The 17,061-nt window shown below is 57.7% G+C and carries 19 protein-coding genes; 6 read left to right on the top strand and 13 right to left on the bottom strand.

The window, feature by feature from the left end:
- Positions 1-13: 13 nt before the first annotated feature.
- The 4 genes from dnaN to LOC68_RS16245 all read right to left on the bottom strand — a co-directional run bounded on the left by dnaN (position 14) and on the right by LOC68_RS16245 (position 4,641).
- Positions 14-1,132, bottom strand: a complete 1,119-nt coding sequence (gene dnaN, locus LOC68_RS16260; protein WP_230220662.1) for a DNA polymerase III subunit beta — start codon at positions 1,130-1,132, stop codon at positions 14-16.
- A 300-nt stretch (positions 1,133-1,432) separates the two neighbouring features.
- Positions 1,433-2,530 carry a DnaA/Hda family protein gene (locus LOC68_RS16255; RefSeq protein ID WP_230220660.1) on the bottom strand — a complete coding sequence of 366 codons (1,098 nt, stop codon included), beginning with the start codon at positions 2,528-2,530 and terminating at the stop codon, positions 1,433-1,435.
- Between the two features lie 129 nt (positions 2,531-2,659).
- Entirely contained in the window at positions 2,660-3,805 is a 1,146-nt protein-coding gene (locus LOC68_RS16250) for a cysteine desulfurase family protein (protein ID WP_230220658.1), read from the bottom strand.
- Complete coding sequence (locus LOC68_RS16245; RefSeq protein WP_230220656.1) at positions 3,802-4,641, bottom strand: hypothetical protein; 840 nt, start codon at positions 4,639-4,641, stop codon at positions 3,802-3,804. Before LOC68_RS16245 ends, LOC68_RS16250 begins: the two co-directional genes overlap by 4 nt.
- Positions 4,642-4,815: 174 nt before the next feature.
- Here LOC68_RS16245 and LOC68_RS16240 point away from each other — a divergent pair, with 174 nt between their 5' ends.
- The 5 genes from LOC68_RS16240 (at position 4,816) to LOC68_RS16220 (ending at position 9,636) form a co-directional block, all read left to right on the top strand.
- Entirely contained in the window at positions 4,816-5,415 is a 600-nt protein-coding gene (locus LOC68_RS16240) for a hypothetical protein (RefSeq protein ID WP_230220654.1), read from the top strand.
- A gap of 213 nt (positions 5,416-5,628) precedes the next feature.
- The gene (scpB, locus tag LOC68_RS16235) at positions 5,629-6,201 is read left to right on the top strand and encodes an SMC-Scp complex subunit ScpB (protein WP_230220652.1); all 573 of its coding nucleotides are present in this window, start codon (positions 5,629-5,631) and stop codon (positions 6,199-6,201) included.
- A 13-nt stretch (positions 6,202-6,214) separates the two neighbouring features.
- The gene (locus LOC68_RS16230; protein WP_230220650.1) at positions 6,215-6,619 is read left to right on the top strand and encodes a hypothetical protein; all 405 of its coding nucleotides are present in this window, start codon (positions 6,215-6,217) and stop codon (positions 6,617-6,619) included.
- Positions 6,620-6,818: 199 nt separating this feature from the next.
- Positions 6,819-7,559, top strand: coding sequence for a metallophosphoesterase family protein (locus LOC68_RS16225; protein ID WP_230220648.1), 741 nt, complete (start codon positions 6,819-6,821; stop codon positions 7,557-7,559).
- A 304-nt stretch (positions 7,560-7,863) separates the two neighbouring features.
- Complete coding sequence (locus LOC68_RS16220; protein WP_230220646.1) at positions 7,864-9,636, top strand: SLC13 family permease; 1,773 nt, start codon at positions 7,864-7,866, stop codon at positions 9,634-9,636.
- A gap of 67 nt (positions 9,637-9,703) precedes the next feature.
- On the opposite strand, the gene LOC68_RS16215 is transcribed toward LOC68_RS16220, so the two are convergent.
- From LOC68_RS16215 to arsC, 9 genes are all read right to left on the bottom strand, one after another.
- Positions 9,704-10,087 (bottom strand): hypothetical protein, encoded by a 384-nt coding sequence (locus LOC68_RS16215; protein ID WP_230220644.1) that lies wholly within the window; start codon positions 10,085-10,087, stop codon positions 9,704-9,706.
- Positions 10,088-10,180: 93 nt separating this feature from the next.
- On the bottom strand, positions 10,181-11,155 hold the full coding sequence (locus LOC68_RS16210; RefSeq protein WP_230220642.1) for a PstS family phosphate ABC transporter substrate-binding protein: 975 nt from the start codon (positions 11,153-11,155) through the stop codon (positions 10,181-10,183).
- A gap of 103 nt (positions 11,156-11,258) precedes the next feature.
- On the bottom strand, positions 11,259-11,915 hold the full coding sequence (locus LOC68_RS16205; RefSeq protein ID WP_230220640.1) for a TNT domain-containing protein: 657 nt from the start codon (positions 11,913-11,915) through the stop codon (positions 11,259-11,261).
- Between the two features lie 133 nt (positions 11,916-12,048).
- A complete protein-coding gene (locus tag LOC68_RS16200) occupies positions 12,049-13,164 on the bottom strand; it encodes a prenyltransferase/squalene oxidase repeat-containing protein (RefSeq protein WP_230220638.1) in 1,116 nt (371 codons plus the stop codon).
- 165 nt (positions 13,165-13,329) lie between these two features.
- Positions 13,330-13,617, bottom strand: coding sequence for a co-chaperone GroES (locus tag LOC68_RS16195; protein ID WP_230220636.1), 288 nt, complete (start codon positions 13,615-13,617; stop codon positions 13,330-13,332).
- A gap of 774 nt (positions 13,618-14,391) precedes the next feature.
- Entirely contained in the window at positions 14,392-14,556 is a 165-nt protein-coding gene (locus LOC68_RS16190; protein ID WP_230220634.1) for a hypothetical protein, read from the bottom strand.
- Entirely contained in the window at positions 14,553-15,050 is a 498-nt protein-coding gene (locus LOC68_RS16185; RefSeq protein ID WP_230220632.1) for a Minf_1886 family protein, read from the bottom strand. Before LOC68_RS16185 ends, LOC68_RS16190 begins: the two co-directional genes overlap by 4 nt.
- A 54-nt stretch (positions 15,051-15,104) precedes the next feature.
- Positions 15,105-16,019, bottom strand: a complete 915-nt coding sequence (locus LOC68_RS16180; protein WP_230220630.1) for a PSP1 domain-containing protein — start codon at positions 16,017-16,019, stop codon at positions 15,105-15,107.
- A gap of 173 nt (positions 16,020-16,192) precedes the next feature.
- Complete coding sequence (gene arsC / locus LOC68_RS16175) at positions 16,193-16,537, bottom strand: arsenate reductase (glutaredoxin) (protein WP_230220628.1); 345 nt, start codon at positions 16,535-16,537, stop codon at positions 16,193-16,195.
- A 201-nt stretch (positions 16,538-16,738) separates the two neighbouring features.
- Between arsC and trxA the strand changes: the two genes are divergently transcribed.
- Complete coding sequence (gene trxA / locus LOC68_RS16170) at positions 16,739-17,059, top strand: thioredoxin (RefSeq protein ID WP_230220626.1); 321 nt, start codon at positions 16,739-16,741, stop codon at positions 17,057-17,059.
- The last annotated feature ends 2 nt before the right edge of the window (positions 17,060-17,061 follow it).

Genomic DNA, 17,061 nt, shown 5'->3' with positions numbered 1-17,061 from the left:
CTAAGCGTGCGTCCTAGCGATCGCGAGCCAACGGCATGACCACATAGTCATAATTGTCGTCAGTCGAGAAGAGAGCGGCACTGTCGGCGTCCTGCAGGTTCAGCGTGAACTGGCGTTCGCTATCCAGCACTTTGAAAAAGTCAGCGACGTAACGGTGGTCCATCGTGATTTCGATCGGGGCGCCGTCATAAGCGATCGGAAACTCAATGTGCGATTGCCCCACTTCGGCGGTCGTACTGGCCAACACGGCCGATCCGCCCCCAAAGGTGAAGTCGATGCCGCGGCTTTCGTCCGACGCGACAATCGCCGCTTGTCGCAGCGCCGCGAAGGCGGGACCAACGGTCAGTTCGATCGCCGTCGCGTCACGCTTCTCCGGCAACACGTCGCGCCATTTGGGGAAACGTCCTTCGACCAGTCGCGCGTAAATCGTTGCGGGGCCGATCTTCACCAGCACGTCGTTGGCGCGAGCGGCGATCTGCACCGTCGCTTCCAAGTTGGTCAGCGCCCGTTCGATCAGTTGCATCGCGCGAGCCGGCACAATCGTCATCGCATCGGCGGCGCCGCCATGTCCTTCGATCGCGACGGCCGGTCCGCTCATCTTCGACAGACGACGTCCATCAGTCGCAACCGCGGTGACGAGCTCCGGCTCCATCTCAAGCAAGATGCCCCCCAAAGCGTAACGACCGCTTTCGCTGTCGGCCGCGAACAACGTGCGGCGGATCAGTTCTTTCAGCGTGCGGGCCGAAAGTTCGTGGTACTTCGATTCGGTGAACGAGTGAACTGCCGGGAACTCTTCGGGGTTCTCTGTCGACAGGGTAAATTTGCTCCGCTCACCTTGGACGATCGTGCCCCCTTCTTCGCGGGTGATTTTGAGCTTTTCATCGCTCACTTCCCGCAAGATTGACCCAAACCGTTGCACCGGCAACACAATGCTGCCGGGAGCTTCGACTTCGACTCCAGAAACTTCGATTCGAACGCCGACTTCCATATCGGTCGCCATCATAATGGCGCCGCTTTCGGTTGCGTCGAGTTTGACGTTTTGCAGAATCGGCTTCGGGCTTCGTGAGGGCGCCACGGCGGCCGCGGTTTGAAAGGCCTGCTGGAACTGTTCCCGATCAAATGTGATTTTCATTGTCTCGCCGGTTCTCTTCTGTAATGTCTTTTTAAATCTAAGTCGTAGTAGTAAGGCGAAGCGCGAGGCCGTCGATACTTGTCGCTAAACCGCCGCCGCGACTCGTAAAACGTCGAGTCAAAGCGAATTCCTACATCGTGGAAAACCAGGCGCGCAATCGTCTCTTACGCTGCGCTAGCGTGTCGTTAGTCCGCCAGCTAGCGACGGCCGAAAATCGGATGTCGCTAGCGGCCGAATCTATCGACATTGCGCGCCATGAGCGCGCCAGGTTTTCCCCATAGCAACTTCGAGGTTCGTGATTCATGACGCTTGCCGTTGGATGAGCCGTTCCAGTTCATCCAGCGCCGATTGCGTCGCCGCTTCCCGCTTGCGCCGCGCTTCTAACTTCTGAATTGAGTGCATGATCGTCGTATGATCGCGCCCGCCGAAATGCTTGCCGATCGTGGCGAAGCTCGATTGCGTCAGCTTTCGCGCCAGGTAAATCCCGGCGTCACGAGCCGCAACGATCGATTGCCGCCGCGATGGTCCGCGTAAATCGGCGATTTTGACTTGGTAATAGCGAGCCGCCGCCGCCGAAATCGACTGCAACGTCGGAGTTCGCCCGGTTAGCTTCGCCGAGATGAAGCGGCGAGCCGCCAGCGAATCGATTCGCCGCATTTTGCCGAGCTGCGGCGTCGTGCCAAACTCGCGGGCAAACAGTTCGAGCAGCAGCCCCTGTAGTTCCGGCAAATTCACCGCGAACGCTTCGGCCAACTGCTTCGCCGCCGGAGCGGTCATGTCGACTTGATGCTGCAGCGCGAAATGAATCGCGAGCGCTTGTCGCGTCATCGCGCTGGGAGGTTCGACCGGAACCAGCAATCCTGCGGCGAGGCGACTGACCAGGCGCCGCGACAGCGAGTAATTTTCCAGCGGATTCCCTACGCAGGTCGCCAGCACTAATCGATCGGTCGCGACCAATTCGTCGAGCCGCAGGGCCAGCTGTTCTTGCGCCGAGGGGAAATTCGCCAGTTCGTGTAGATTGTCAATCAGCAGTGCGTCGACCGATTTCCACATCGACATGAAATCGACAGGTTCTCCACGACGTGCGGCTGTGGTGATGACGCGGGAAAAGTCTGCGCCCGTTGTAGTTACGACCTGAGAATCGGGGTGAGCCTGTTTCCACCGCGCCAGCAGACCAGCCGCCAAATGGCTTTTGCCGGTCGCCGTCGGGCCGTAGAAAACGACCGGATTCCAAGGAGGACTAGGAGCGTCGAGCGCTTCGACAGCCGTGCGAACGAGACGATTTTCGGGTCCGCCGAGAAAACGGCGCACCGCTCCACCGGGCATCGTCTCAGGGGACGAGCCATCCTGCGCTCCAGGCGCCCAGGGTAAACCGATGGCGAAAACGTCCGTATTCACCGAGACTCCGTTAACGGCCAGAAGAAGCAGCCGCAATGTGCATGCGAAGAGCTTTTATCCAAGCCCGGATTATAGCGGATTTTCGGGCGGATGAATAGCCTCAGAGGGGCTAGATCAGCGTTTAATTGATTAGCGCAAGTTATTGATGCAATTAGAGATACGACGCAAGCCTTCGGCGACTTCGTCGCGGGTCGTATCGCGGCCCAAACTTATCCTCACCGCGCTCTCAATTTGGTCGTTTTCCAGCCCCATCGCGATCAGTACCGGAGACCGTTCGCTCGACCCGCTCGCGCACGCCGAACCGGTCGAAATGCAGACCCCAGCCAGGTCGAGCGCCATCACCAAAGCTTGTCGATCGATGCCTGGAAAGGAGACGCTGATCGTATGCGGAAGCCGTCCAACTTCGGCGCCATGGATGACCGCCGAGGGATCGATTTGGTGCAGCTCCGCCTCCATCTCGGTCCGCATTTCGGCGAGATTCGCATACTTCTCTGCGGACTGTAGCGACAAACGCATCGCTTTGGCCATCGCGATTCCAAGCTCGACCGGTTCGGTTCCAGGTCGTTTGGCCAACTGCTGCCCTCCCCCGTGCAACTGCGGCGAAAGCTGCACTCCATGCCGCAAGATCAAGCCGCCGACGCCGCGCGGGCCATGCAACTTGTGCGCGGTGATCGTCATCGCGTCGACGCCCAGATCGCGAAACGAGACCGGAATTTTTCCGATCGCCTGAATCGCGTCGCAGTGCGTTTTGACCCCAATTTCTCGGCATTTTTCGGCGATTTCGGCAACCGGTTGCAGTACTCCGGTTTCGTTGTTCGCCAGCATCACGCTGACTAGTTGCGTCTCGGGGGTGAGCAACGCGCGGAAGTAATCGAGATCGATCGTTCCGTTCTGCTGAGCCTTAATCGTCTGCACATCGTAGCCGCGCATGCGGAGCAGATCGGTCGCGGCCGAGACGCTTGGATGTTCGATCGATGAGACGATCACTTTGCCCGGTTGCGGTTTGACCATTCCGAAGATCGCCAGGTTGTTCGACTCGGTCCCGCCGCTGGTCAGCAGGAATTCATCACTGGCGAAACCTTCAGTTTTCGCCCCTAAATCGGCCAGGATTTGCTCTTTCGCCTGCTCGAGTGCGGCGCGAGAGCGTCGTCCGAGCGCATGCTGACTCGAGGGATTCACGTAGCCTTGTGCGAAAGCGTGCGCGAGCGACTCGGCGACTTCCGGATCAATGCGGGTGGTCGCGTTATTGTCGAGATAGATCGGCGCTGGTTTCAATTGCTCGCATCCTGGGATTCGCTCTTCTCCTTCGCTTCCTTCTTGGGCTCCGACTTTTTCGGGTCCTGATCCTTCGTGTCCCCTTCTTTTTCCGAATTTTTCGTCTCTTTCAGGATGACGACGCCGACCGTTTCGAGCCGTTCGATTTCCTTGCGGCAGGCCGCGGCGAGATCGGTTTTGCCGGTGGCTTTCGCCCCTTCCTCGGTCTTCTTATAGCTCTCCAGCAGAAACGCGGTGAGGCTTTTCTTCGCCAAATCAGCCCGCGCGTCCTTCGTCAGAGACTTGGTGATCGGTTTGAGACGCGAAAAATCGACCATCTTGTCGATCATTTCCGGCGCCATCCAATAGAGCTTCAATTGGGCGACCTTTTCGACTTCGCTCCACAGCATCCCGGCGAGCAGCGGGTTGTCTTTGCTCCACTGTTGAAGGTCGACTCGGGTGTTTCCTTCTTGTAGATAGTCAGTCAGGTATCTCGGGGATCCCTCAAAACTGACGTTCATATTGATCAGGTCCCATTTGTCTTCCGGCAATTGCAGCGGAGCCCGACTAATCCAGCCTCGATCGACCAGTAACTGCGACAATGGAGGGGTTTGATCGACGTAGGCCGTCGGTCCGGCTTGAACGCCGATGATGGGGATTCTCGCCGCGACGAATTGGCGAATGCGGAAACCATCGGGATGGAATTGCGTTCCGGTGACCAGCAGAAAACCGCTCGAGCAGACGATCAACGCCGTGAGAGCGATGCTCGACCCGAACACGACCAGCGGAAAGATGATCGGCCAATTGCGACCGGCTCCGGGGGACGGCTTGTGAGGAAAAGCAGGAGGATTCGCCATCGGTGCAGTCTCTACGGCTTTGAAACGGAGGAGTCAGTTGGGCTTGCTAGCGGTGCAAAAATGGAATTGGAGCTGGAAAAATACGGGATATCGGCGGAAAATCGTATTCTCGACCGGCAGCCATCCCCCTAAGATTCTGCACTTCGATATCGAAACCTGAGGTCAGGAAAGTACGTGAGTCACGAGTCTTCCGCGTCGGTCACTTTACGATCCTTGGTGATGCTGGCGTTCTTGATATTTCTGCCTGCCGCGGCCCTAGCGCCGGATGGTCTGCGGCGCGTCGTCGCTGCGTTTCAGCAGTCGAGCTCCGAAACGACGACCGTGGAGACGCCCGAAAAACCGCTCGGAAAGCCGCAAGTTCGACCCACGCTGCGCGAGGAGGCGAGTTCGGACAGCCGAGCGTTTCCGCTGGCGGAAGATCCCTTCGCCGAGTCGCTGCAATCGCCGGGCGCTGACAAAATCGTCCCGGTTTTCGACGAGCATGGCCCCTCTCTAGGAAAGGCCCTCGATGGCATTTTATCACAGCGATCGAGCGAATTAGAGGATCAATTGCAGCAAATGGGGGCTTCCTACTACCGCTTGGAGGCCTGGGGCGAAAATCCGCGAATTTACCGCTTCCACTGCATGGCCAAAGTCCGCTACGCAGGGAAAGAAGAATCGAAGCGATTTGAAGCGACCGCCGAGCATCCTATCGACGCGATGCAGAAGACGCTCGAGCTGCTTCACCAGTGGCATAAAGAGCTGAAATCTCGCGGTGATTCGCAATCTCGCTAGAATAACGACCAATCGCTTTTTCCGTCTCTCGGTTTGGCCAAGTTCCCCGCAATGCCTACTCGACTTCGACATTGGACGTATCGACGTCGACTTGTGTGCGGCGCAACTTCGGCTTGGTCGCCGAAAATCCGCAAGAACCGTCGGCCGCTTGGCCGAATAAAACGCCGGACTCCCCCGGCGAAGAAGCCTGAAAGCAAGTATCGCGATTCGCGAATGCAGCGCTTGGAGGCGATTTTGTTCTTGGCTCGGGAGCCCCTTTCCAGCCGCAAATTGGCCCAACTCGCCAACTTGGCGGATGGAACTGAAGCCCGTACACTGATTCGTTTCCTGAACCGCCTGTATGACGCGGCCCATCGGGCGTTTCGCGTCGAACAGTCGGCCGGGGGTTACCAGTTGATGACGCGACCGAAGTTCGCCGACTGGATTCGCCGATTAGGAAACCAACCGGTTGCGGCGGGACTTAGTTCTCCGGCAATGGAGACGCTAGCGGTCGTCGCTTATCGTCAGCCTGTTTTGCGGGCCGACGTTGAGGCGATTCGCGGGGTCAATTGCGGAGAAATGCTCCGTCAGCTGATGGATCGCGATTTGGTGAAAATCAGCGGACGTAGCGAAGAGTTGGGCCGCCCTTACCTGTACTCCACAACCCGAGCGTTCCTGCGTATGTTTGGGTTACGGAATTTGGATGATTTGCCTCGAGCGGAAGACTTTCGTCGACCGATTGGGGATTCGAATACGAACGAAACCACACCCTGTACTGAATCGACGGCCGAAGGCCGTGCGGAGTGAAAAGGAGCTTAACGTGTCGATCACGCTGTTTCCCGAAGTTTCTCGCACCGCGGAAGACGAACTGTCGCTGACTCTGGCGTTCCCGCTGTCGCAAGCGCCGATCGAAGACGAAGAAGACGACGACTACGAGGACGAAGAAGAGTACGAAGACGACGAGGAAGAAGAGTACGAAGAGTACGAGGACGATGAAGAAGAAGAGTATGAAGACGACGATGAAGAGTATGAAGAAGTAGAAGAAGACGAAGAAGAAGACGAAGAGTACGACGAAGACGAAGAGACCGAGTGGGAAGAGGTCGAAGACGACGAAGAGTACGAGGACGACGAAGAAGAATACGAAGAAGACGATGAAGAGTATGAGGACGATGAAGAGTACGAAGAAGATGAAGAAGAAGAAGAGTGGGACGACAGCGAAGAGTAATTTCGCTTAACCACGCTTCGGACTTCACGTCCGCTCGCTCTACCACCAGATCAAGCGAACGGCCTTGGCGAACATGCTAAGGCCGTTTTTTTGTGCGCTTGCTCGCGATGATGATCGAGCGAATCAACTTTCCTTTTCTTAGAAGTCGCCTACGATTCAGAGGAATTGCCCCTCGTTTCTTCCTCTCGAAGTTGGTTGCATGATTGCCATTCTCAGCGACATTCACGGCAATCTGGAAGCGTTGGAGGCGGTGTTGGCGGATGCCGAAAACCAAAGGGCGACGCGCTTCATTTGTTTGGGGGATGTTATTGGCTATGGTCCTGATCCAATTGCTTGCCTGCGCCATGCCCAGCGGTTTGATGTGACGCTCACCGGCGACTGGGAATGGGGCGTAATCTCGCCTGATCCTCAGCATTGGCTGCCGAACCTCTTTCGGCGGATAACGCTGCTCCGCGAAACGATTCTCGCGGAACCGGACGGCGAGCGACTACTCACCTGGATCGCTGGCCGAAGCGATTCGCATCGTTGCGACTCCTGCTTATTTGTTCATGGCTCTCCCGCGAGTTGTCGCGACTACCTCTTCCCAGAAGACATTTACAATAGCCAAAAAATGGATCGATTCTCGCAGCTTGCCGACGGCGTCTGCATCAACGGACATACGCATCTCGGCGGCGTTTTTGACCGCAGTACGTCAGGCGAATGGGAATTCGCTAGTTCGGAGTCGCTCGAGGAAAAAGCGATCCCGCTCCAGTCGCCGATGATTCTCAACGTCGGCTCGGTTGGTCAACCGCGAGACGGAGATCCAAGAGCTTTGTACGTCTTAATGGACAAAGGGACGTTCCGTTTTCGCCGCGTCGAATACGACTACGGGCTAACCGCCAGCAAGCTTCGCGACGGCGGAGATGATATGGACGGCGATCGGCTCGCCTGCGGCCGCTGATCCAGTTGGAAGATTCTCGCGCGAACCTCCCGCCGCCGCTAGCTGTCCGCATCCGGTTGGCAAACCTTAACGCCTGGCACGAAGTTCCCGATCTTCCGCCGCCTGGCGTTCCGATAAGTCGCAGCATGAAACGCGCTCACCTTCACCTCCGTTGTTGTTGTCCGCCGACGGTCTCCGTCTGGGCGGAATCTGCGCGTGGATGATCGGCTGTCGCCGAACGCTGCGAGTACCGCATAGGCTGGGACCGAAGTCTCAGCCTTGTTTTGTTTCTTGATCTGTCCGTTTCGCTGCCTGAGGTCTAGCTGTGGAACCTGCCGCCTGGTTTACGTTGGGAGTCGTCTTCGTCGCGTTTGTCGCGATCGTGAAGAATTGGTCTCCTCCAGACCTCGCGTTTCTGGCGGCGACCGCATTGTTGGCGCTCGCTGGAATCATCACGCCGGCCGACGCGTTCGACGGGTTTTCTAACGCCGGGATGCTGACGGTCGCGTTCTTGTTCGTCGTCGCCGCCGGATTGCGTGAAACCGGCGTCCTCGACTTTGTCGGCCAGCGGTTATTGAACGGGGCCCAAACCGAACAAAGCGTCCTTGGTCGATTGGCGGCGATTGTGATTCCCGCTTCCGCATTTCTGAACAACACGCCGATCGTCGCGATGTTTTTGCCGATCACGCTTGATTGGTGCCGTCGCCGGACCGTCGCTCCGTCGAAGATTCTGATTCCCCTGTCGTTTCTGACGATTCTCGGCGGGACCTGCACGTTGATCGGCACGTCGACCAACCTCGTGATCCAGGGGCTGATGATCAAAGACGGCATGCCGGGGATGGGACTGTTCGAGATCGGGATGGTCGGGCTTCCGTATGCGGTGGTTGGGACAATCTATCTGATGACGATCGGCCGCTATCTGTTGCCGGAGCGCGTTGAAACGATGGAGCAGTTCGGCGAATCGCGGCGCGAGTACCTGGTCGAGATGAAAGTGCCGGCCGATAGTCGCTTGACCGGCAAGTCGGTCGAAGAAGCGGGGCTCCGTCATTTGCCGGGGCTCTTTTTGATCGAAATCGATCGCGGCGGCGATATCGTTGCGCCGGTCGATCCGCAAGAGAAATTGCGGGCCGAAGATCGCTTGGTCTTTACCGGCGTCGTGTCGAGCGTCGTTCAGCTTCAGCAAATCGCCGGTCTTGCGCCGGTCGACAAAGCGGCTGATCTGTCGGCCCGCGAATTGACCAAACGGCAGATGTGCGAAGTCGTCGTCTCCGCCAACTCGCGCCTTGTCGGCCGCAGCATTCGCGACGCCGACTTCCGCGCGGCGTACGGCGCCGCGGTCTTGGCGGTGCATCGAGCCGGTCGCCGTATCGAACAAAAGGTAGGCGACATTGTTCTGCAGCCAGGCGATACGCTCCTGTTGCAAACGCCGTCGCACTTTGCCCGCGCCCATCGCAACGACCCCGCGTTTTACCTGGTGAGCGACGTCCAGCAGTGGCGACCGTTGCGTCGACATCGCGCCTGGATTGCGATTCCGCTCTTCGTCAGTCTGATCGTGGTGATGACGACCGGGTGGATCTCGACGAACATCGCCGCGGCGCTGGTCGCCGCCGGGATGGTTTACGCCGGATGCATCTCGGCCGGTGAAGCGCGGCGCAGTATTGAATGGCAAGTGCTGATCACCATCGCCGCGGCGTTTGGGATCGGAGTCGCGATGGAGAAGTCTGGCGCCGCGCTGGCGATTGCGGAACTGCTCGTTCACGCGACCGAAGGCGCTGGTCCGATTGTTGCGCTGGCGGCGGTATACATCACCGTTTCGATCCTGACCGAACTGATCACCAACAACGCGGTCGCTGTGCTGATGTTTCCGGTCTGCTTGAAGATCGCCGAGTTGAGCGACGCTTCGCCCCGCCCATTTCTGATGGCATTGGCGCTGGCGGCGTCAGCCAGCTTTATGACGCCGATCGGCTATCAGACCAACATGCTGGTCTACGGTCCCGGCGGCTATCGCTTCGCCGACTTTATGAAAGTCGGCGCCCCGCTGAATATCTTGCTGGGGATCATCGCCGTGATTCTGATCCCACTGATCTGGCCCTTTTAAGAAAGGCGAAGTAATCGTAGCCCGAGGCGCAAGCCGAGGGAATGCGGCCGCAAAGCACGCAGCACCGTCACTCGCCAAGATCGCCGAACCCCAACACTTCCTCTTCTTCCGGCGAGATGATAATCCGCGGCTTGACCGTAATGATCAGCTCCGTCGAGACCTCACTGAGTCCTAGCTTCTCTTCTTCCTCAACTTCCATAAACAATCCGCACGGCGTCACCGTTTGCCAATCGATCACCGCTTCTGTTGGACCAACGACCAGCGCGGAACGCTGGCTTTGCGAGCTAGCTGGATAAAAGCCGTCGACGAACGCCTGCACGCGCTGCTCCGGCAAAAGAAAGCTGGAGGGGCGAGACGGCACGAGATCGCTCCACGATTTGACTTGCGGCTGGCCGCCAGCGACGTTGCCGACGAGGACCACGAAGAGGCCGAGGGTTAGGAACGTTCGCATCCGATTCTCCTGAAGGAACTCCGATCAGTTCCCATCAGGATAATGCGGGGTGAGGAATTGCTCCTAGAGCAAAAAAAGGCCGTTCCGGGCCGCTTAGTAATCCTCAAACGTGATCTTTACCAGCGACAACTGCCGCTTCGCCTGGACGGCGCTGAGGGGCAGATAGCCATCTTTGACGACTTCGGCCTGACCTTCCTGGCTGTAGATGAACTTGATGAACTCGCGTTGGAGCGGATCGAGTTGTTTGCCGTTGTAATTGACGCCGATCAATAAGAACCGGGTGAGCGGATACTTGCTGACGTTTTCCAGCGTCGGTGCGATGAAGGGACCGCCGTCTTTGGAAATGGGGACGGTGCGAACGCCGGGGTTTTTGAAACCGACGCCGCTATAGCCGATGCCGACCGGATCGTTGGCGACCGCTTGAATGACGGCGGCGCTCCCTGGTTGTTCCTGGACGGAATCGCGATAGTCCCCTTTGAAGAGCGCCTTCTCTTTGAAATAGCCGTAGGTCCCGGAAGACGCGCTCCGTCCGTACAAACTGATTCGCTCTTTGGCCAGATTACCGCCCAACCCCACTTGGCCCCAAGTGCGGAGATCGGCTGAGCCGCTCTTGCGGGTGCTCGAAAAGATTCCGTCCAAATCTTCGAAGGAGAGGCCTAAGATTGGATTGTTGTTGTGGACGTAGACCGCGAGCATGTCGATCGACGTGCCGAGCTGCGTCGGTTTGTACTGATGACGTTTTTCAAACTTGTCGATTTCGGCCTTCGTCATCGGGCGGCTCATCGGTCCGAAGGTCGCTCTTCCTTCGGTTAACGCGGCGGGCGCGGTCGACGATCCCTTCCCTTCGATCTCAATTTTGACGTTGGGGTAAAAGTCGTTAAAACGCTTCGCCCAGAGCGCCATCAAGTTGTTCATGGTGTCCGACCCCATGCTGCTGATCGTGCCGGAGATTCCCTGTTGGGGTTTGTACTTCGGCAAGTTCGGATCGACCTGCGTCTGGGCGACGGCGGTTTGCCCTGCGCAGAAAGTGATGAGAGCGATCCACAGCAAAGTCGAGCGACGAGTCATGAGATCAACCTTGAGAAAGTGCGCCGGGCGATTCGGGCGAGGTGTCTGAATTTATAGGCAATTCGTGGACGTTTCAAGGAATTTCCAATCGCCGGCCGCCTCATCATTCATTTCTTAACTTGGAATACAGATCATCGCGGGCTTCTTCCTCCGTCGCAAACGTTTTGATTCCGGTTCGTCGGCCTCGCTCGCTGTAGTAGGTGCTCCATGTGCCGTCGGCGAGTTGCTCGAGACAATGCGCTTCGTTGGGCAAACCTCCTTCGAGCGAAATGATTTCGGCGGCGGCCGCTTCTTCCAGAGTCGTGACGATCTGTTCGACGTCGCTCGTGAGCGTCTCCACTTCCAGAAATCCTTGCTCCAGCCAATGTTCGACCGACTTCACCAAATCGTACTGGACGCCGCCGCCAGGTTGACCGAACCAAGGCGCCGCTTTTCCTTCGAGCGCCGGCAGCGGTTTGAGAACGCGATAAACGTAGTGCGGTTTCTTGAGCGTCCCCGGCGCGAGCGAAAGATCAGCCGGAGGAACGCCAAGGTTGGAAACGAACGTGCCGCCGGGATAGCCCCATCGCTCAAGTTGCACACCGGCGGCGATTTCCACATCGGCCGGCTTCCCTGCAAAACCTTCGTCCGGCGGCCAGCGGATGCTGCCGTTGGGATTGGTCCACTTCGAATCAACGACCGCCTGGCGATCGCAAGCCGAAAGCAAAACGAGAAGGAGTAGAGCGAGCGAAAGACGCTTGGCGGGCGAGAGGTAGCGCATGAGCAGATTCGATTTTCGTGAGGCGAGCTGTCGATAGCGTTTGATTTTAGCCGGCCGACGGGGAGAGCGTACAAAAAAACATGCCAGGCGGAACCTGGCATGTTTTGAAGTTCAATTGCTTGATGGCAGCGGCTTACTTGCCCGCTTCCGGCTGGACGTACTCCATCGCCAGCAAGGTGTAACCGGTAACCAACACCGGGCTTCCTTCCATCCAGCGGGTCGTTTCGTTGACCCAGCTGCCGTCCTTTTGTTGTCGTCCGAGGAGTTCCTTTCGCAACTCGGCGCGCCACGGATGCTTGGCGCCGTCGGCAGTGCCGAACTCTTCTTCGCCAAAAGCGTCCAGCGCTTTGGCGGCGGTCAAGTAATAGTAGAACAAGCCTTGCTGGCCCAAGCCCGGGTTTTCGTGCAGGGTGTAATGCTTGCCGAGCCACTCGGAAGCGGCTTTGACGCGCGGGTCATCTTTGTCGACGCCAGCATAGATCATGCTCTTCAGACCGGCATAGGTCATCGAGCCGTAGCTCCGCAGACCGCCGTTGGGGGTTTCGCCCGCTTGGCTATTGCCGCCGGCGGCGATGGTGTAATAGAAACCGCCGTCCGGGTTCTTGGCCGGGAATTCCGACGTGTTGTGTTCCGATTCGAGGTTCTGGCAGCGCGAAACGAAGATCAGCGCCTTCTTCATCGCTTCGTCTTCTGGACCAGTGCCGGTCGCTTTGAGCGCTTCCATCATGAATGCGGTGTTCGACAGGTCAGGACGTTTGTGACCGCCGTAACCGGCGCCGCCGTAGAAAGTATCCGATTCTTCTTTGTCTTCGCTGGCGTCCCACTGGATCCCTTTCAGGAACTTGTCGGTACCGGCCAGCAGTTTGTCGTAGCGGCCATCTTTGTTTCCGGCGGCGAACGCCAGAACGGCCAACGACGTTTCGTAGTTCTTGTGGGTGCTCCCTTCAGCGTAGATGCCGCCATCTTCCTTGATCTGGGATTCCAAATAGGTGAGGGCCTTCTTCGCGACCGGATCGTCGGCGGTGCGGCCATGCGAAAGAATGCCGGCCGTGCAAAGCCCGGTCACGCCGATTGGGGACGCTTCGCCGAACGAACCATCTTCGTTTTGTTGTCCGGCTAGATAGTTAATGGCCGAAGTGATCGCTTTGTCGTAGGCGGCGCGGTCGTCGTCAGCAGCCAGGATCGGCGAGCAGAACGCGACTAGCGCAGCGATGGCCAGTCCTCGACGGAGTGAGAAAAGAGCAAGCATCAAATTTCCTCTTCTGGAATGAAAGTACCTGGGAGCGGATGTTGGGATTGTTTCCGCTCGGAAACCGGCGTAATCGGTGACTGGCCTGCCACCCCGATTTTCTGGAGGGACGCTTCCATTCTAGGACCGCCGGCGTTGGAGGCCAGCAAGTTCTAGTTGTAGGGATTATTCGAGCACGGCGAGAATCTCAGCCTCGCTCATGATCAACAACTCTTGATCTCCGATCTTGATTTCGGTTCCTGCCCACGAGGAGAACAAGACCCGATCCCCTTCCTTGACGTCGTGCCCGGCCCGCTTGCCGTCGGACAGCAGTCGCCCGTCGCCGACGCTGAGGACGCGTCCTTGTTTGGGCTTCTCTTGAGCGGAGTTGGGAAGCACGATGCCGCCGGCGGTCGTCTCTTCGGCGTCGAGACGTTTCACCACGAGGTTGTCACCAAGGGGAACGATCTTCATCTTTGGATTGAACTCCATACAGGGCGCAAAGTCGCGATCGATCTTCTTTCGCGAGTTCTCTTACCGATCCAAGGGGATGGACGGGCGCAGCGAATAGGGGTCTGCGCGTTAAAAGAGGCAATCCACGATTCTGGCATCTGACCGCGGGAGTATCAAGTCGAGGAAAAGACCCCCCGGCTGGCGAGAATCTCTCAGTTTTTGCTTGAACTCAAGTGTCGGTTTCGCTAGGTTGACGTTTCAGGCAGTAACAATTTTGGCGATGTCGAAAAACGAAACGGCCATCCTGAAAATCAGGATTCAAACCGTAGCAACGTCAAAATTAACTCTCAAAAGAATGCGTCACGTCCGGATCTTCCGCCATTGGGTAACAAGCCCGCTGACGGGAGACCTTATCATAAGTTAGTTGACGCGAAGGGATGCGCGAGATTGCCGTCGGGACGACGGAGATACGTCGTACCACCACGAGCAGCCGGTTTTCTGCTCGCTTGATTGATCGCGATTCGCCCATCCGCGACGATTAGTCGCAGCCACATGTTCCCTTTCCTCGATAATTGTGGCGAGTCTCGGCTAGGAGGCGTTTTCGGCAGATCCTCAACCTAGGATCGATCCGGAGCGTCGAAATCAAGCGAGCGCTTAACTGCGAACGCTAATGGGACCTCAGGTCCTTGGTTCGCGACGCCGGTTGCATCGAATGCCGCCTTGGAGCGTGCCCACATGCGCGTTCGAAGGCGGCTTCTTTTTTAGCTCCCCTTCTCCGGCTGCATCGCTTTCCGACTACAGCTTGTCGGACGCCATGGCGACCAGAAACAACAGCCAGCCGGCCATCAGGACCAAGAGAAACCGCATCACCTTCGGATGCGCCTGCGGCGGATCGCAGGTCGGCAGCATGTAGGGAGAAAGCTCGGCCGGCGGCGGCGATTTTTTCTTCGGTCGACTCATCGCGGGGAAGATTCCTCGGTAACTTCGATCCGGAAATCACGGACGAATGCGTCCTCAAAGTCGTAGACGCCGTCAAAATCTTCGCGGCGATCTTGCGGCGACTTCTTCATCATGCCGATGTCGATTAGGTTGTAGACGATGTCGCCGAAGTGGCTGGTAGTCTCGACGCCCCAGCTGTTGAGGACCGTCTTGGCCATCAGGCCGTACTGCTGTTGGGCGAAGTTGCGGATCGCTTCGCACAGCATCTGCCCGGTCAGGTGACGTTCCTGTTCCTGCCACTCCGGATCGTCATCCTCATCGTCGAACTCGTCGTCGTCGAGGATCATTTCCTCTTCGTCGAGGGCGAGATCGTCGTCTTCCTCATCCTCGTCATTCAGCTCGAAGTAGTTTTGGCCGAAGGAGAGCGCTTCGCGCACAAACTGGTACGCTTCCAGCTTAAATCGCGGATCATCTTTCAGCATCCGCATAAAGTCGGAATAGGTTTCGTCAGTCATGGCGTACGTGGTGGTTGGGCGAAAGGTTGGATTGCGGTGCAATACGGCGGGGCGCTATTCGCCCGCCGATGCATCATCGTCCGGAGACGACTCGTTACTTCTATTTTGGGATGTATTTTCGCCTCGGTCTGGTTTTCGGCGTTTTTTCGCCTGCGGCGGGGCCGCTTTGACCACCGACAAAACTTCGCCGGCGTCGACCAGAATCGTGCGATTATCTTCCATTCGCAAGAGAACCTGACCGGCCAGGATCTCTTGATTGATCACTTTTCCTCGTCCGTCGCGCGTCACGACGTCGGCGCCGATCGGCGGCAGCTCGCGCTGCAGTTCTTCGTACGTATCGTATTCGTAGCGGAGACAGCACTTCAGTCGCCCGCAGCGTCCGCTGATCTTGGTCGGATCGAGCGTCGCCTTCTGCAGCTTGGCCATCTTCATCGAGACCGGCGGCATCTCCGACAAGTGCGTGTTGCAGCAAACCGGTTTGCCGCAGTCGCCGTAGTCGGCCAGCAGTTTCGCTTCGTCGCGAACGCCGATTTGCCGCATCTCGATCCGCGTATGGAACTCGGCGGCGAGCAACTTCACCAGATCACGGAAGTCGACCCGGTTTTCGGCCAGGTAATAAATGACGATCCGTTCTCCGCCGAACAAGTGCTCGATGTCGACCAGTTGCATGTCGAGCTGCAATTGCTCCACGAACTTGCGGCACAACTCGAATTCGCGCGACGAGTTGTTCCGCAAATGCGTGATTTCGCTTTCGTCTTCCGCAGTCATCCCGCGAAGGATGTGGCCGCGAGTCGGATCGGGGAGCATCGCGACCGCTTGGTCGGTCGCAGCGCACAACACCGTTCCGTTCTCCAGGCCGCGCTTGGTCCGCACGATGACCGACTCGTCTCTTTGAAACTCGTCTTTCGCTCGTGCCGAAAATACGCCTAACAGACGCATCGACCCGTAACGGACTACGTAATCAGCCATCAGCCGTTTCTATGTTTTTCGACGCTCGCCGCGACCAGCAAGTCGACGGCGCTCGAAGGTTATCGTCAGGAAAGGGAACGCGCCGCGTAAGGGGCGAATTCCGGCGGACAAGTCTACTATAGCCGTACCGGATAGGGGAATGCGAGAACCGCGGGTAGAAACCGCCGGAAGCGTTACAGCAATTCCAACACATTCTCGGGGGGCCGTCCCAAGCGGGCCTTTCCGCCGCTGACGACAATTGGACGCTCGATCAGCGCAGGATGTTCCGCCAGGGTCTGCAGGATCTCCTCCGAATCAGCCGGTTGCGGTAATCCGAGCTTTCGCCAATCTTTTTCCCGAACCAGCAGCTTCGCGTCCCCCCCGAGCTGTTTCACTAATTTTGCTAGCGTTTTTTCATCGAGCGGCGACTTCAGGTACTCGACGATCTTGGGCTCAACCCCATGGGATCGCAGTAGTTCCAACGTTTGGCGGCTCTTTTGGCAGCGCGGATTGTGATAGATCGTAACCTGGGAAGACATAGAGCATCCTAATAAGTAACGCCGCAGACGCACGAAACGCATGCTGCAGACCGCTTTAGGATCAATTGGCGGGCGAGTCGGGTTCGTTGACACCCCCTCACCCCTACCTATAATTGAGCGGTTTCTGCCAGCAAAGCCAGAAGCGCCTGGATCGTTGGCGCTTTGGAACAAGATATTTTACGGTTGTGGAGATGATTCGCCATGGCGATGGAATTTAACGAAGCCAATTTTGAGACGGAAGTGTTGCAGTCGGCCGAACCGGTTTTGGTTGACTTTTGGGCCCCTTGGTGCGGTCCGTGCCGTCAACTCGCCCCGGTGATCGACCAGCTCAGCAAGGAATACGAAAGCGGCGCCAAGGTTGGTAAGGTCAATACCGACGAAAGCCCGAACCTCGCTCGCAAGTACGGCATTCAGAGCATCCCGACGGTCATGGTCTTCAAAGGCGGCCAGGTCGTCTCGCAGTTCATGGGCGTGCAGCCGAAAGCCAAGTTGCAAGAAGCGATCGACAGCGCGAAGGCTTAATT

The organism is Blastopirellula sediminis, assembly GCF_020966755.1.
Taxonomy (GTDB): Bacteria; Planctomycetota; Planctomycetia; order Pirellulales; family Pirellulaceae; genus Blastopirellula; species Blastopirellula sediminis.
The sequence above is the reverse complement of the archived record's forward strand: the minus strand, read 5'-3'. Positions and strand labels throughout refer to the sequence as shown.

Coding starts and splice junctions, on each gene's coding strand:
- dnaN (WP_230220662.1), bottom strand. CDS start 1,132: ATGAAAATCACATTTGATCGGGAACAGTTCCAGCAGGCCTTTCAAACC.
- LOC68_RS16245 (WP_230220656.1), bottom strand. CDS start 4,641: ATGGCGAATCCTCCTGCTTTTCCTCACAAGCCGTCCCCCGGAGCCGGT.
- scpB (WP_230220652.1), top strand. CDS start 5,629: ATGCAGCGCTTGGAGGCGATTTTGTTCTTGGCTCGGGAGCCCCTTTCC.
- LOC68_RS16225 (WP_230220648.1), top strand. CDS start 6,819: ATGATTGCCATTCTCAGCGACATTCACGGCAATCTGGAAGCGTTGGAG.
- LOC68_RS16215 (WP_230220644.1), bottom strand. CDS start 10,087: ATGCGAACGTTCCTAACCCTCGGCCTCTTCGTGGTCCTCGTCGGCAAC.
- LOC68_RS16210 (WP_230220642.1), bottom strand. CDS start 11,155: ATGACTCGTCGCTCGACTTTGCTGTGGATCGCTCTCATCACTTTCTGC.
- LOC68_RS16205 (WP_230220640.1), bottom strand. CDS start 11,915: ATGCGCTACCTCTCGCCCGCCAAGCGTCTTTCGCTCGCTCTACTCCTT.
- LOC68_RS16200 (WP_230220638.1), bottom strand. CDS start 13,164: ATGCTTGCTCTTTTCTCACTCCGTCGAGGACTGGCCATCGCTGCGCTA.
- LOC68_RS16195 (WP_230220636.1), bottom strand. CDS start 13,617: ATGAAGATCGTTCCCCTTGGTGACAACCTCGTGGTGAAACGTCTCGAC.
- LOC68_RS16190 (WP_230220634.1), bottom strand. CDS start 14,556: ATGAGTCGACCGAAGAAAAAATCGCCGCCGCCGGCCGAGCTTTCTCCC.
- LOC68_RS16185 (WP_230220632.1), bottom strand. CDS start 15,050: ATGACTGACGAAACCTATTCCGACTTTATGCGGATGCTGAAAGATGAT.
- LOC68_RS16180 (WP_230220630.1), bottom strand. CDS start 16,019: ATGGCTGATTACGTAGTCCGTTACGGGTCGATGCGTCTGTTAGGCGTA.
- arsC (WP_230220628.1), bottom strand. CDS start 16,537: ATGTCTTCCCAGGTTACGATCTATCACAATCCGCGCTGCCAAAAGAGC.
- trxA (WP_230220626.1), top strand. CDS start 16,739: ATGGCGATGGAATTTAACGAAGCCAATTTTGAGACGGAAGTGTTGCAG.